The sequence below is a fragment of the Amycolatopsis sp. NPDC043889 genome, from assembly GCF_056435645.1.
In genome coordinates, this window is record NZ_JBWKEC010000008.1 from 60,904 (window position 1) to 74,163 (window position 13,260).

Annotated in this window: 14 protein-coding genes; 5 read left to right on the plus strand and 9 right to left on the minus strand. The window is 69.1% G+C overall.

The annotated features are described in order from the left end of the window. Positions 1-95: 95 nt before the first annotated feature. The 3 genes from AC0685_RS17565 to AC0685_RS17575 all read right to left on the minus strand — a co-directional run bounded on the left by AC0685_RS17565 (position 96) and on the right by AC0685_RS17575 (position 2,978). A complete protein-coding gene (locus AC0685_RS17565; RefSeq protein ID WP_478226469.1) occupies positions 96-1,289 on the minus strand; it encodes a kynureninase in 1,194 nt (397 codons plus the stop codon). Continuing rightward, entirely contained in the window at positions 1,286-2,068 is a 783-nt protein-coding gene (locus tag AC0685_RS17570) for a tryptophan 2,3-dioxygenase (RefSeq protein ID WP_478226470.1), read from the minus strand. The genes AC0685_RS17565 and AC0685_RS17570 overlap by 4 nt, the downstream gene beginning before the upstream one ends. Before the next feature lie 88 nt (positions 2,069-2,156). Further along, positions 2,157-2,978, minus strand: a complete 822-nt coding sequence (locus tag AC0685_RS17575) for a PaaX family transcriptional regulator (protein WP_478226471.1) — start codon at positions 2,976-2,978, stop codon at positions 2,157-2,159. 48 nt (positions 2,979-3,026) lie between these two features. Here AC0685_RS17575 and AC0685_RS17580 point away from each other — a divergent pair, with 48 nt between their 5' ends. Genes AC0685_RS17580 through AC0685_RS17595 form a run of 4 tightly spaced genes read left to right on the plus strand, consistent with a single transcriptional unit; the run spans position 3,027 to position 6,764 of the window. Further along, on the plus strand, positions 3,027-3,752 hold the full coding sequence (locus tag AC0685_RS17580) for a creatininase family protein (RefSeq protein WP_478226472.1): 726 nt from the start codon (positions 3,027-3,029) through the stop codon (positions 3,750-3,752). Next, positions 3,749-5,251 (plus strand): benzoate-CoA ligase family protein, encoded by a 1,503-nt coding sequence (locus tag AC0685_RS17585; RefSeq protein WP_478226473.1) that lies wholly within the window; start codon positions 3,749-3,751, stop codon positions 5,249-5,251. Before AC0685_RS17580 ends, AC0685_RS17585 begins: the two co-directional genes overlap by 4 nt. Continuing rightward, complete coding sequence (locus AC0685_RS17590) at positions 5,248-5,940, plus strand: SDR family NAD(P)-dependent oxidoreductase (RefSeq protein WP_478226474.1); 693 nt, start codon at positions 5,248-5,250, stop codon at positions 5,938-5,940. The genes AC0685_RS17585 and AC0685_RS17590 overlap by 4 nt, the downstream gene beginning before the upstream one ends. Next, complete coding sequence (locus AC0685_RS17595) at positions 5,937-6,764, plus strand: enoyl-CoA hydratase family protein (protein WP_478226475.1); 828 nt, start codon at positions 5,937-5,939, stop codon at positions 6,762-6,764. Before AC0685_RS17590 ends, AC0685_RS17595 begins: the two co-directional genes overlap by 4 nt. 16 nt (positions 6,765-6,780) lie before the next feature. Here AC0685_RS17595 and AC0685_RS17600 read toward each other — a convergent pair whose 3' ends face one another. After that, positions 6,781-7,743: a helix-turn-helix transcriptional regulator gene (locus AC0685_RS17600; protein WP_478226476.1), complete on the minus strand. Its 963-nt coding sequence runs from the start codon at positions 7,741-7,743 to the stop codon at positions 6,781-6,783. Between the two features lie 62 nt (positions 7,744-7,805). Between AC0685_RS17600 and AC0685_RS17605 the strand changes: the two genes are divergently transcribed. After that, positions 7,806-8,276, plus strand: coding sequence for a VOC family protein (locus AC0685_RS17605; protein ID WP_478226477.1), 471 nt, complete (start codon positions 7,806-7,808; stop codon positions 8,274-8,276). Between the two features lies 1 nt (position 8,277). On the opposite strand, the gene AC0685_RS17610 is transcribed toward AC0685_RS17605, so the two are convergent. The 5 genes from AC0685_RS17610 to AC0685_RS17630 all read right to left on the minus strand — a co-directional run bounded on the left by AC0685_RS17610 (position 8,278) and on the right by AC0685_RS17630 (position 13,027). Next, positions 8,278-9,195, minus strand: coding sequence for an SMP-30/gluconolactonase/LRE family protein (locus AC0685_RS17610; protein WP_478226478.1), 918 nt, complete (start codon positions 9,193-9,195; stop codon positions 8,278-8,280). 10 nt (positions 9,196-9,205) lie between these two features. Further along, on the minus strand, positions 9,206-9,862 hold the full coding sequence (locus AC0685_RS17615; RefSeq protein WP_478226479.1) for a histidine phosphatase family protein: 657 nt from the start codon (positions 9,860-9,862) through the stop codon (positions 9,206-9,208). Beyond that, positions 9,863-10,927: a phosphotransferase family protein gene (locus AC0685_RS17620; protein WP_478226480.1), complete on the minus strand. Its 1,065-nt coding sequence runs from the start codon at positions 10,925-10,927 to the stop codon at positions 9,863-9,865. Further along, positions 10,924-11,676: an SDR family oxidoreductase gene (locus AC0685_RS17625; protein ID WP_478226481.1), complete on the minus strand. Its 753-nt coding sequence runs from the start codon at positions 11,674-11,676 to the stop codon at positions 10,924-10,926. The genes AC0685_RS17620 and AC0685_RS17625 overlap by 4 nt, the downstream gene beginning before the upstream one ends. Positions 11,677-11,776: 100 nt before the next feature. Beyond that, positions 11,777-13,027: a S8 family peptidase gene (locus tag AC0685_RS17630; protein WP_340684152.1), complete on the minus strand. Its 1,251-nt coding sequence runs from the start codon at positions 13,025-13,027 to the stop codon at positions 11,777-11,779. Positions 13,028-13,260 lie beyond the last annotated feature (233 nt).

Genomic DNA, 13,260 nt, shown 5'->3' on the forward strand with positions numbered 1-13,260 from the left:
AGGCACAGTCCCCGACGAAGGTCGTCCGGCGGCGACGGTGCCACATCGCAAACCTAGATCGCCCCGGTCCGTTCGCCAAGCCGGGGCGAGCTGTCTCAGCCGTCGACGACCTCTTTCAGGACGTGGAGCGCGGAGTCGAGCTGCCGGTCGGACAGATACGGTGCCGGCCCGAACCTCAGGTACGCGCCGCGGCTGTCGGTCCGGACGCCGCGTTCGCCGAGGGCGGCCCGCAGCGCGCCGGCGTCGGCGCATTTCAGCGAAAGGAATCCGCCGATCCGGTCCAGCGGCGTCTCCCGGTCACGGGTGATGACGTCCTCGGGCAGCCCCAGCTTGTCGAAGCCCTCGGCGAGGTAGCCCACCTGGTGCCGCGACACCTCCCTCAGGAACTCGGGTGTGAGCCCGTGCTCGGCGAAGAACCGGAAGACGCGGGCGCCCCGGTAGTGGCTCGTCGGGTCGTAGGTCGCTCCGGCGAACCTGTCCGATCCGGAGGCGTAGGCGGTCTGGCCGGGCCGGCGCTCGTCCGCGAGCGCGCCGAATTCGGCGTACCAGCCGGTGACGACCGGCCGCAGTTCCTGCGCGTGCGCGGGCATCCGCAGGAAGCAGTTGCCCTCGCCGAGCTGGAGGTACTTGTAGCCGCCGCCGAGGACCCAGGCGTTGGTGAGCCCGAGGTCGTGCAGCGAGAACGGGACGACGCCGAGCGCGTGGTAGGCGTCGACGACGAGGTTCACCGACTTCGAAAGGCAGACGTCGGCGAGATGCGCGAGACCCGGCACAAGGCGGGAGGTCTCGAACAGCACCGCCGAGACGAGCACGGCGGCGGTGTCTTCGGTGACCTCGGCCGCGACGCGTTCGGCCAGCGTGCCGACCGGCGCCGCCGGGACGCGGACCACCTCGACCCCTTCCTCGGCCAGCCTGCCCAGCTGACGGCGAAGCGTGTGGAACTCGCCGTCGGTGGTGACCAGCCGCGGACGGCGCGGCAGGTCCATCGCCGAGAGGAACCGGATCACCAGATCGTGGGTGCTGGCGCCGAGCGCGATATCGCCGTGCGGGTCACCGAGCAGCGCCCGGAACCCGGCCCGCATCTCGTCCGCCTTGGCGAAGGCCCGCGCCCACTTGGTGTCGACCTCTTCGGCGGCGTCGGCGAAGGCTTCGAGAAGGCCTTCGCGCGCGACGTCCGGCCAGGCCTGGTGCGAGTGCCCGGTCAACAGCATCCGGTCCGCCACACCGAATTCCGTGTAGTGCGCCGCGAGCGCGTTGGGGTCGCGGCGGAGTTCGTCGAGGTTCGTCAAAGCCTGCTCCGCACAGCCCAGAGATCCGGGAACATCGGGGAGAAAAGCGTCGTACGCAGATAGTGCGCTCCCGACGAACCCCCCGTCCCGGTCTTGTCTCCAATGGTCCGCTCGACCATCTTCACGTGCCGATACCGCCACTCCTGCATCCCTTCGTCCAGATCGACCAGGTGCTCCGCCACGACGGACGGCCCGGTGTCGTCGCGGTAGACCCGCAACAGAATTTCTTGGAGCGCCGGAGAGGGTTCGAGTGGCTTGGTGACATCGCGCCCGGTCGGGACGTCGTACCCCTTCACCGCGAGGTAGGTGACGAAGGAGTCGAAGAGCGACGGCCGTGACATCGCGTCCGCGATCTGGGCACGCTGGTCACCTCCTTCGGGGTAGTGCGCGAACACCCGCTCGTCCCGGCGGCCGAGGACGGCCTCCAGAACGCGGAACTGGGCCGACTGGAACCCGCTCGAAGCGTCGAGTCGCGCACGGAAACTGGTGAACTGGCTCGGAGTCATCGTCTCGAGCACATCGATCTGCGCGACCACCACCTTGAAGATAGTCAGGATTCGCCTCAGTGTGCGGACGGCGTGAGCGGTGTTACCCCCTTCGAGTTGCTCCTGCAGGTAAAGCGCCTCGTGGAGAACTTGTTTGAACCAAAGTTCATACACTTGGTGGATCACGATGAAGAGCAATTCGTCGTGTTCGTCGGACCGCGGACGCTGTGCGTCCAGCAATTCGTCCAGCGAAAGGTAGGATGTGTAACTCAATGCGGCCTGAGTGTCGTTCATTTTTCTGTCACTCCATCGATATCGCGCCGACCTTGACCGCGCCGCCGGCGCGATCCCGAAAAGATCAAGAGCCTCTCCCGGTCACCTGTCACTTTTCCGTCACCTCGTCGAAATGGCGTTGCGCCGCCGGGGCCAGCGCGTGATAGAGATCGTGGAACAGGTCGACCGCGGCCGCCCGGCTCGGCGGAGCGGGCACCAGCCCGACCGGGAGCTCCGGATCGAGTGACGGGAAGGCGCGGAACGTGTGCGTCAGCCAGGTTCGGACCCGGAACGCCTCGGCGTCAGGCAGGTCGCCCGAGTATCCGCCGAAATCCCGGACGAACGCGTCGTACCGCGCGGCGAGGCCGTCGAGGTTCCAGGCCCTCGCGGCGAAGCGCCGGACGTCGAGGCTCGCCGACGGTTTCCCGAGCATCAGCCCGGCGTGTTCGGAGACGTCCAGCTCGGCCAGCAGGGCGAGCACCTCGGCCTCACGGTCGTGCGGGGCGATCCAGGTGCCGTCCTGGACCGGCCCGAATCCGAGGAAGCGCAGGCGGCGCACCAAACGTTCCCTGGCCTGGCGGCGGCTCTCCGGGATGCTCTGCCACAGCACGGTCCACTCCCCGACCTCGCGTTCGCGCCTGCCGAGCGAGAAGATCCGGCGGTCGCCGTCCTCCAGGAGCGCGATCGTGCGGCGGGTCAGCGAGTAGTGGACGAGCCTGCCCGCCTTGTGTCTCGCGAGCAGATCACGGCGGGCGAGCCTGGCCAGGGCGATCCGCGCGGCGCCGTCGGAGAAGCCGAGCCCGGCGAGCACGCCGACCAGGCCGCCGGACCAGACACGGCGGCTCTCGCGCGGCGACACGTAGGTGCCGAGCAGCGTCATCACCAGTTCCTGGGGACCTGGGTCGCCGTGGGGCGCGGCCGATTCGGGCATACGAGCAACTCTATACACCTCAGGCCGCTGCGGTGTAGCTTGACTCGGGTGACGTACTTCGCGGAGTTGAGCTCACCTCAGGTCGCCGCGCTCGCGTCCGACGAGCGCGTTCCCGTGCTACTGCTGCCGGTGGGCGCCGTCGAGCCGCATGGACCACACGCGCCGCTGGGCACGGATCCCCTGATCTCACGCGGGATGTGCGAGCGCGCCGCCGCGCGGCTGGCGGGTGATCCCGGGGTCCGGGTGCTGATCCTGCCCGAGGTGCCGTACGGGGTGACGCGATTCGCCGCCGGGTTCGCGGGTGGCATCTCGATCGGCGAGGAGACCCTGTACGCGCTGCTGACCGAGATCTGCGGCGCGCTCACCGAGCAGGGGCTCACCCGGATCCTGCTGGTCAACAACCATTTCGAACCGGCGCATCTGGTGGTGCTGCGGCGCGTGGCCGAGGCGGCGGGCGTCGGCTTCGTCGATCTGGTCCGCCGCCGGTACTCCGCTCAGCTCACCGACGAGTTCCGCTCCGGCGAATGTCATGCCGGGCAGTACGAGACCTCGCTGGTGCTCGCCGACCGGCCGGACCTCGTCGACGCCGCCGTCCAGCGCGACCTGCCCCCGGTCCACGTCGACCTGGCACGCACCGGCGTCACGGACTTCGTCTCGGCCGGGATGACCGAGGCCTACTGCGGCACTCCCGCCCAGGCGACCGCCGAAGAGGGCGAGAAGACCTTCTCGGTGCTCACCGACATCCTGGTCGAAGCGATCCGGGAACTGGTATGACCTTCAATCTGGCGACCCATTTCGTCGACCGCCTTCCCGGCGAGCGGACGGCGTTGCTGTGCGGCGACGAGGAAGTCACCTACGCGGCTCTGGCGGCGCGGGTGAACCGGGCCGGGAACGTGCTGCGGGACCTGGGTGTCCGAAGTGGACAGCGGGTTCTGATGGCGCTGAACGACGGCGTGGAGTTCGTGGCCGTCTGGTACGCGGCGCAGAAGATCGGCGCGGTCACCGCCGAGGTCTATTCCTTCCTCCAGCCCAAGGATTACGCGTACTACCTGGACTACACCGAGGCCGCCGTCGTCATCGCGGACGGCTCGACGTTGCCCGCGCTGCGTGAAGCCGGGGCGCGGAACCTGCTGGTCGTCGGCGATGTCGCACTGGAGCCCGGCGAGCACTCGTTCGACGCGCTGGCCGCATCCGCGTCAGCCGAACTGGAGGCCGCGCCGACCACGCTGGACGACGTCGCGATCTGGAAGTTCACCACCGGGAGCACCGGCTCCCCCAAGGCGTGCGTGCACCCGGCGCGCAGCGCGCTGGAGAGCTTCGACCGGTACGCGCTCGGCGTGCTCGGCCTCCGCGAGGACGACCGCGTGCTGGCCGTGCCGAAGCTGTTCTTCGGCTACGCGCGCGACCTGACCGCGCTGTTCCCGTTCGGCGTCGGCGCCTCCGGGATCGTGTTCCCGCAGCGCAGTACCGCCGACCTGCTGTTCTCCCTGATCGAACGCTACCGGCCGACGATCCTGGTCAACGTGCCGACCATGATGAGCGCGATGATCGCCCACCCTGCGGCGGCAGGCGTGGACATGAGCTCGCTGCGGCTCGCGACGTCGGCGGGCGAGGCACTGCCTTCGGAGCTCCATCGCAAGTGGGACAACCTGTTCGGTGTCCCGGTGATCGACGGGATCGGTTCGTCGGAGGCGTACCACATCTATCTCTCCAACGTGCCCGGCGCTCAGCGGGTCGGCAGCCTCGGCCGCGAGGTACCCGGTTACACCGCTCGCGTTCTCGACGAGAGCGGCGATCCCTTACCGGATGGGGAGATCGGCACCTTGGAGGTGACCGGCCCGACCATCGCGCGCGAGTACCACGGCGACGCGGAGAAGACCGCGCGGACGTTCCGCGGCGACACCCTGCGCACGGGCGACCTGTTCAGCCGCGACGGCGACGGGTACTTCCACCACCACGGCCGCGCCGACGACCTGCTGAAGGTGTCGGGTGTGTTCGTCGCGCCGAGCGAGATCGAAGACTGTCTCATCGGTCATCCCGCGGTCGTCGACTGCGCGGTACTGGGTGTCACGGTCGACGGCCTGGTCGTCCCGCGGGCGTGCGTCGTCCTGGCGGAGGGCGCTTCCGCCACGGCCGAGGAACTGAAAGACCACGCTCGGGCACACCTGGCGAAGCACAAGTACCCGCGCGAGGTGGTGTTCGTGACCGAACTCCCCCGCACCGCCAACGGAAAACTCGATCGGCGCGCGTTGCGCCGGGTGGAGGCAGAGTGAGCAGGATCGTCGTCGTCACCGGCGGGACCCGCGGGATCGGCGCGGCCATTGCCGCCCGGTTCCGGGCCGCCGGGGACAAGGTGCACGCCCCCGGCCGGGCCGAGTGCGACGTCACCGACGAAGACGCCGTCGCGCGGTACTTCGACGGCCTCGGCCCGGTGGACGTGCTGGTGAACAACGCCGGGATCTCGGCGAGCGCCCCGCTGGCGAAGACGTCGCTGGAGCAGTGGCGCACCCAGATCGAGGTCAACGCGACCGGTGCTTTCCTGTGCACACGCGCGGTTCTGCCCGGTATGCGGTCGCGCGACACCGGCCGGATCGTCACCGTCGCCTCGACGGCGTCGCATATCGGCTACCGCTACACGGCCGGGTACACCGCGTCGAAGCACGCCGCCGTCGGCCTGATGCGGGCCACCGCCGCGGAACTGGCGGGCACCGGCGTCACCGCGAACGCCGTCTGCCCGGCCTTCGTGCGCACGGACATGACGGCCGCGTCGGTCGCCCGGATCCAGGAACGGACAGGCCGCGACGAAGCCGGCGCGGAAGCCGCCCTGGCCGCCGCGTCGCCCCTTGGCCGCCTGCTCGAACCCGACGAGGTCGCCCACGCGGTGACCTTCTTCGCGGCGCCCGAAGCCGCCGCGATCAACGGACAGACACTCGTCCTCGATGGAGGTGGGATCCAGTCATGAGCCCGTTCCGCGCCACGCCGCCGATCACGGCGGACTGGGAGCACTTCGAGTTCACCGTGGACGATGGCGTCGCCACGGTCACCTTGGACCGCCCCGAAAAACTGAACGCGCTCACCTTCGAGGTCTACGCGGACCTGCGCGATCTGCTGGCCGAGTTGCCGCACCGCGGCGACGTCCGGGTGCTGGTCGTCACCGGCCGGGGCCGCGGCTTCTGCTCCGGCGGCGACGTCGAAGAGATCATCGGCGAGCTGCAGAAAATGGAGTCCGCGGAGCTGCTGGAGTTCACGCGGATGACCGGCGCGGTGGTGAAGGCGCTGCGGGAGTGCCCCCTCCCGGTGATCGCCGCAGTGAACGGCATCGCGGCGGGCGCGGGTTCGGTGATCGCGCTGGCGAGCGACTTCCGGCTGCTGGCGTCCTCGGCGAAGTTCGCCTTCCTGTTCACGAAGGTCGGCCTGGCCGGCGCGGACATGGGCTCGGCGTACCTGCTGCCGCGGCTGGTGGGCCTGGGCCGGGCGACCGAATTGCTGATGCTGGGCGACAAGATCGACGCGACCCGCGCGGAGGCGATCGGCCTGGCCTCGAAGGTGGTGCCCGACGCTGAGCTGGCTGCCGAGGCTTCCGCTTTGGCTCGGCGCCTGGCCGACGGCCCGGCTCTGGCGTATGGGACGACGAAGGTGCTGTTGACCCGGGAGCTGGACATGGACCTGGGGAGTTCCATCGAGCTGGAGGCGATCACGCAGGCTTTGCTGATGACGGCGAAGGACCACGGGGAGTTCTACGCGGCGTGGACGGCCGGGCGTTCGCCCCGGTGGACCGGGCGATGAAGTCTTTCCCCCGCAATTAGTCGGCTGATTGCGGGGTCTCCGAACCAGCCGCACCCAAGAGCCGTTCGGCCAGCACCCGGCACCGCTCCCCCAGCTCCACCGGCTCGATCACCTCGAACGCGTGCCCCAGCACCACCACGTGCATCAGCAGGAAGTCGAGATCCCCGGCCCCGCTCACCACCTCGCACCGCGAACGGCCCCGTTCCCGTACCACGGCCGCCGAAGCCGGGATCTGCGCCCGCACGACCGGAGCGGGGGCGTGCACCAGGAATCGCGCCTGGTGCCGGTAGACGCGGCTGGCGATGTTCTCCTGCACGTAGGCCGCCGCGTCGGGAGACGGGCGCGGGCGAAAACGCCACGATCGCGCGGAAACCTCGGTCATCCGGTCGACGCGGAAGGTGCGCCAGTCGTCCCGGTCGAGGTCGTAGGCGAGCAGGTACCAGCGCCGCCCGGAAGCCACCAGCCGATACGGCTCGACCCGCCGCACCGCGGAACCCGAGGAGGACGAGTACGCGAAGCCCGCCTCGACCTCGTCGCGGCAAGCGCGGGCCAGGGTCATCAGTACGTCGGGGTCGATCGGCGCGCGGCTTCCGTCGAAGGCGACCACCGAACCGGACAGCGCGCTCACCTCGTGGCGCAGCCTGGTCGGCAGCACCCGGTCGAGTTTCGTCAGCGCCCGGAGCGTGGCCTCACCGCTGCCCGCGCCGGCGAGCAGTGAGACCGCGGTGGCGATCGCCTCTTCGTCGTCCAGCAGCAGCGGCGGCATGTCGTGGCCGGGCCCGAGCTGGTATCCACCGCCGACGCCGTTGCCGGCCTGCACCGGATACCCGAGCGCGCGCAGGCGTTCGACGTCGCGCCGGATCGTTCGCGGCGTGACGCCGAGCCGTTCGCCCAGTTCCGGGCCGGTCCACACCGCGCGCTGCTGCAGGAGGCCGAGCAGGGTGAGCACCCGTTCGGTCGTCCCGCGCTCGTCCTCCATGTCACCCACTGTGCCAGAGATAGCGGACCGATCCTGTCCGCTAGGCATGTCAGAGTGGTCCCATGAACCGCAAGAGCCGCGAATTCCAGGTCAGCTTCGACGCCCTCGACCCCCAAGCCCTGTCGACCTTCTGGCGTGACGCCCTGGGCTACGTCCACCCCGGCCCTCCCGGGGTGGAAGTGCCCGAAGGCACCGACCCGCTGGACGCGTGGGCCGAGTTCCTCGAGCGGGTCGGCGTGCCCGAGGATCAGCGCAACACCAGGTCGGCCCTCGAAGACCCCGACGGTGAAGGGCCGCGGATCTTCTTCCAGCAGGTCCCGGAGGACAAGATCGCGAAGAACCGCGTCCACCTCGACATCCGCGCCGCACCCGGGCTCGTGGGAGACGAGCGCATGGCGGCGCTCGAAGCCGAGTGCGACAGGCTTGTCGCATTGGGGGCGAAGCGGATTCAGCGCTTCGAGCCCGAGCAGCCGTTGAGCCTCGGCTTCATCGTGATGAACGATCCGGAGGGCAACGAGTTCTGTCTCGACTGAGTCAGACCGTCGTCACGGCGATCGCGTTGTCCTCCAGCGAGCCGAAGTAAAGCGTCCCGGCCCGCTCGCGGACGCCGACGAGCACATGGAACCCGTCGATCTCCCCGCGTAGTTCGTGGACCTGCTTCCCGTCCGGAGTCACGCCGCGCACCCCGCATTCCCGCGCGGGTGCGGGTTGCAGGGCCGTCGGCAGCGCCCGGACTCCGGCCCGCAACGGCGCGGGGAGCTTCTGCACCAGGGAAAGCGCCGGAACCTTCGGGCTCGCCACGGTGATCCAGATCAGCCCGTCGCTGCCGGTCGAGATGTTGTCGGGGTATCCCCACAGGTCGTCGACGAGGTAGTCCCGCGTGCCCGCCTTGTCGCCGGTGAGCCACACGCGCGCGACCCGGCAGGCGCCGGTCTCGGCAACGGCCACATAGGACTCGTCGGGCGGCAGCGCGACACCGTTGGCGAACTGGAAACCGTCGGCGAGCTGCTCGATCTTCCCGTCCGGCGTGCGCCGCAGGAGCCGTCCGCCGCCGGTCTGCTCGATCAGGTCGTCCCGCCATTTCTCGATGCCGAAGCGGCGCGACGAATCGGTGAAGTACACCGTGCCGTCGGAGGCGACGGCGGCGTTGTTGCAGAACACGAAGTCGAGCCCCACCGCCGAAGTCGCCAAGGTGGTGACGGGGCCGCCCGCGAGCGGCATGGTGAGCAGACCGGCCTTGGCGTCGCAGATCAGGAGGTCTTCGCCGTAGAACTCCAGCCCCAGCGGACGCCCGCCGGTGTCGCCGAGGACGTCGATCCGCCTGCCGTCCGGCGTGACGCGCAGGATCCGCCCGTCGTCGACGCCGGTGTAGATCCGCCCCTGGTCGTCGACCACGACGTCCTCGGGACCGTGCCCGTTGACCGGGATGACCGTGACCTCGCCGAACGCCATCGCGTTTCTCCTAGCGATAAGTGAGTAGTTCCGCGGCTTCCGCCTCGAAATGCGGATGTTCGTTGAACGACAACAAGGTCAACCCGCCGCGGCCGGACACCAGTTTGGTGATGCCCGCGTTCACGGTGACCCGGTTCAGCTTCAGCAGTCCCGCTTCCGGCGTGCCCATGAGCACGCCGCAGACCGTCGCGATCACGCCGCCGGAGCTGAAGACCACGGCGTGTTCGCCCTTGCCCAGCGACGCCACGACATCGGCGAGCGCGCCCTTGACCCGTTCCAGGAACCGGGGCCAGGTTTCGGCACACGGACCGGAAGCTCCCGCTGAGACCCAGGCGTTCAGCGCACCGTCCAAAGCGGCCTGATACGCCCGCGAGTCGGTCTGCTGAACTCCAGCGGCGTGGTGCTTCGCGATGTCGACGTGGTCGTACTCGTTCCAGCGTTCGTCCTCGGTGACGGCGATCCCGGAACCGAGCACCTTCAACGCCGTCGCGGCCGTGTCCCGTTGACGGGCGAGGGAACCCGCTCGCGCCTGAGTGAATTCGACGCCCCGCCGCAACAGCTCCTCACCGACCACAGTGGACTGTTCGAAGCCGCGCGGCGAGAGCTGGTCGTAGTTCTCCGCGCCGAACGACGCCTGCCCGTGCCGGACCAGGTAGATCGCACCCATCTACGCGTGCCCTCCTCCGATGATCCGGCGGCAGCGCCCGTCGAGGTACCCGACGAACTGCCAGAGATCCTTCAGCGCCGGGTTGGTCGTCTGCCCTTCGTGGAACCGGTAGTAGATCTGCTGGATCACCGCCGCGAGCCGGAACAGGCCGTACACCTCGTAAAACGTCCAGTCGCCGATTGCGAGGCCGGAGCGCTCCGCGTACCGCCGCACGAACTCCTCGCGCGTGTACATCCCCGGCACGTGCGTCGGCTGACGGCGGCTGAGCTTCATGACGTCGTCATCGTCGTCCTGCACCCAGTACGCCAGGGTGCTGCCCAGTTCCATCAGCGGATCGCCGAGGGTGGCCATCTCCCAGTCGAGTACGCCGACGATGTCGAGATCGTCGTCGAGCACCAGGTTGTCGAGCCGGTAGTCGTTGTGGATCAAGCAGATCTTGACCTCGGACGGCTGATTGTCCTTCAGCCACGCCATCACCACGGCGCAGTCCGGGACGTTCTCCGTGCGCGCCTTGAGGAAACGCTCCGACCAGCCGCGCACCTGGCGCTCGACATATCCGGCGCCCTTGCCGAGATCGGCCAGGCCGGCGGCCTCGACGTCGACAGCGTGCAGCTCGACCAGCCGGTCGACGACCTTGCCGCACAGCTCGCGCGCACCGTCCGGCGGCAGCTCGAGACCGGCGGGCAGATCTCCGCGCAGGATCAGGCCTTCGAGGCGTTCCATCACGTAGAAGTCGCCGCCGAGCACGGATTCGTCGTCGCAGAAGGCGAGCACCTCGGGCACGTACGGGAAGACGGGCCGCAACCCCTGCTGGACCCGGAATTCACGGCGCATGTCGTGCGCGGACGCGGCCTTGTGCCCGAGGGGTGGTCGCCGCAGGATCAGCTCGCGATCCGGATAGGCCAGCAGGTACGTCAGATTCGAGGCGCCGCCGGGGAACTGGCGGACCTCGGGCGGCGAGTCGCCGAGCCCGGGCACCCGTCCGGCCAGCCAGGTGTGCACCGCCGCCTGGTCGAACGAGTCCTCACCGCGTACCTCGACGGTCTTGTCCGGGGCCACCGTCATCCGAACTTCTTCAGCAAAGGCGCCGGGACGAGCGGGAAGAGCTTCGAGAGCACGCTCCACGGCCACGTCGGCACGAACGCCTTCGCCGTCTCGGATTCGATCGCCTTCACCAGCGCCTGCGCGCCGGGCTCCGCTCTCACGGCGCCCGGGAGCTTCGAGATGTCTTCGTTCATCTCCGATTCGATGAACCCGGGATGCAGGGTGGTGACCTTGATCGGCGTCTTCAGCAGCTCGATCCGGGTGCCCTCGGCGAAGGCCGAGATACCCGCCTTCGAGGCGGCGTACGCGGTGGCGTTGCCGGGCACACCGCGAAGCGCGAGGAAGGAGGACACGACCACCAGGTGGCCGTTCTTCTGCTTGCGGAAAATGCCGACGGCGGCCTCGATCTGGGCGGCCGCGGCGAGGAAGTTCGTCTGGAGGGTTTCGCGGTTGGCGTCGAACCGGCCGGTGCCGATCCGCTGCCCCTTGCCGAGCCCCGCGTTCACGATCACGCGGTCTAGGGAGCCGAACTCCTCGCGGAACTCCTCGAAGACGGCGAAGACCTGGTCGTGGTCGTTCACGTCCAGCTTCCGGGTGACCACGGTGACGCCGGGGTACGCCTTCTTGAGTTCCGCGGCGAGCGCTTCGAGCCGGTCGACCCGGCGGGCGGCCAGCGCCAGGTTGCGGCCTCTGGCGGCGTACTGCCTGGCCATTCCCTCGCCGAGTCCGGAGCTCGCCCCGGTGATCAGGATGTTCTTCCGCAGGACCATGGACTGGAGCTTACCCGTTGGTAACAAGTCTGGGAGCCCCTCGGACAGGGGCTGCCCCCGGCGCCTGGAGTACGCCGGGGGCAGCCTGTCCGAAAGGGTCTTACTTGACCTGGAGCAGCTTGTTCGCCGTTCCGCCGGTCGGGTTGCTGATCTTGCCGTCCGCGGCGGCACCGACCAGGCCTTCGGCGACCTGGGCCGGGGTGGCGTCAGGGTGCGCCGAGAGGTACAGCGCGGCGGCACCGGCGACGTGCGGCGCGGCCATCGAGGTACCGCTGATGGTGTTCTTGGCGTCGTCACCGGTCGCCCAGGACGAGGTGATGTCGACACCCGGCGCGTACAGGTCCACGACCGAACCGTAGTTCGAGAAGCTGGCCTGCTTGTCGGTCTTGTCGCTGGCCGCCACCGTGATGGCCTCCTTCACCCGGGCGGGCGAAGTGGTGCCGGCGTCGGAGGACTCGTTGCCCGCCGCGAGCGCGAAGGTCACGCCCTTGTCGATGGCTCCCTTGACCGCCGCGTCCAGGGCGTCGTCCGCGCCGCCACCCAGGCTCATGTTGGCGACCGACGGGCCCTTGGCGTTCGCCGCGACCCAGTCGACACCGGCGACGACGCCTTCGGTGGTGCCGCTGCCGTTGGCGTCCAGCACGCGGACGCCGACGATCTTGACACCCTTGGCCAGGCCGTACTCGGTGCCGCCGATGGTGCCGGCGACGTGCGTGCCGTGGCCGTGCTCGTCGTTGGGGGTGTCGTCGTTGTCGACGAAGTCCTTGCCGCCGGTCGCACGGTCACCGAAGGTGGCGTGCGAGCCGCGGACACCGGTGTCGATGACGTAGGCGGTGACGTTGTCGGCCTTCGTCGGGTAGGTGTACTTGTTGTCGAGCGGCAGGTCGGCCTGGTCGACGCGGTCGAGGCCCCACGACGGCGGGTTGTCCTGAGTCTCGCTGATCTTGAACGTCTTGTTCTGGACGACGTACGCGACCTGCGGGTCGGCGGCGAGACGCTTCGCGGCGGCCTCGTCGGCCTTGATCGAAAAGCCGTTCAGCGCCGAGCCGAACGTGCGGGACAGCGTGGTGCCGTACTGACCGGTGAGGCCCTGCGCCTTGGCGGCCACGTTCGCGGTGATCTCGTTCGCCGCGGCCACACCCTGGCCGACCGCAGTGGGCTTGAGGACGACGATGTAGCTGCCGCCGACCGCGTTGGCCGCACCCGCGCCGCGGATCTCGCCCTGCTGCTCGGCGTTGGCCGCACCCGCGCCGAACGTGGCGACCGCCGCGGTCACACCGGCGAGGGCGACTCCCGCCACGAGGCCGCTACGGGTCTTTCGGGACTTCAGGTTCTTCCGGGACTTGCTCACTGGTTCCCTTCCTGCCGCGCCGTGCGGATCACCCGGGAGGATGATCGTTGTTGAGAGCCATGCAAGCCGGTGCGCTGGTGGCCGGGCAATGATTCACAGTTACCAGTACTAGGCCATACGGCGTAACAACGCTCGTCCGGAAAGTCGTTTTCGCCTGGCAGAAGGCACCCCTGAAGCGTTACCTCAGACTGTTAAAGTTATTCGTGTTGTTATCCAACCGGGCGGTGTCAGGG

Bases quoted from the DNA above. Each gene is read 5' to 3' on its own strand.
- AC0685_RS17615 (WP_478226479.1), bottom strand. From the start codon at position 9,862: ATGGGTGCGATCTACCTGGTCCGGCACGGGCAGGCGTCGTTCGGCGCG.
- AC0685_RS17585 (WP_478226473.1), top strand. From the start codon at position 3,749: ATGACCTTCAATCTGGCGACCCATTTCGTCGACCGCCTTCCCGGCGAG.
- AC0685_RS17575 (WP_478226471.1), bottom strand. From the start codon at position 2,978: ATGCCCGAATCGGCCGCGCCCCACGGCGACCCAGGTCCCCAGGAACTG.
- AC0685_RS17600 (WP_478226476.1), bottom strand. From the start codon at position 7,743: ATGGAGGACGAGCGCGGGACGACCGAACGGGTGCTCACCCTGCTCGGC.
- AC0685_RS17625 (WP_478226481.1), bottom strand. From the start codon at position 11,676: ATGGTCCTGCGGAAGAACATCCTGATCACCGGGGCGAGCTCCGGACTC.
- AC0685_RS17610 (WP_478226478.1), bottom strand. From the start codon at position 9,195: ATGGCGTTCGGCGAGGTCACGGTCATCCCGGTCAACGGGCACGGTCCC.
- AC0685_RS17595 (WP_478226475.1), top strand. From the start codon at position 5,937: ATGAGCCCGTTCCGCGCCACGCCGCCGATCACGGCGGACTGGGAGCAC.
- AC0685_RS17605 (WP_478226477.1), top strand. From the start codon at position 7,806: ATGAACCGCAAGAGCCGCGAATTCCAGGTCAGCTTCGACGCCCTCGAC.
- AC0685_RS17570 (WP_478226470.1), bottom strand. From the start codon at position 2,068: ATGAACGACACTCAGGCCGCATTGAGTTACACATCCTACCTTTCGCTG.
- AC0685_RS17620 (WP_478226480.1), bottom strand. From the start codon at position 10,927: ATGACGGTGGCCCCGGACAAGACCGTCGAGGTACGCGGTGAGGACTCG.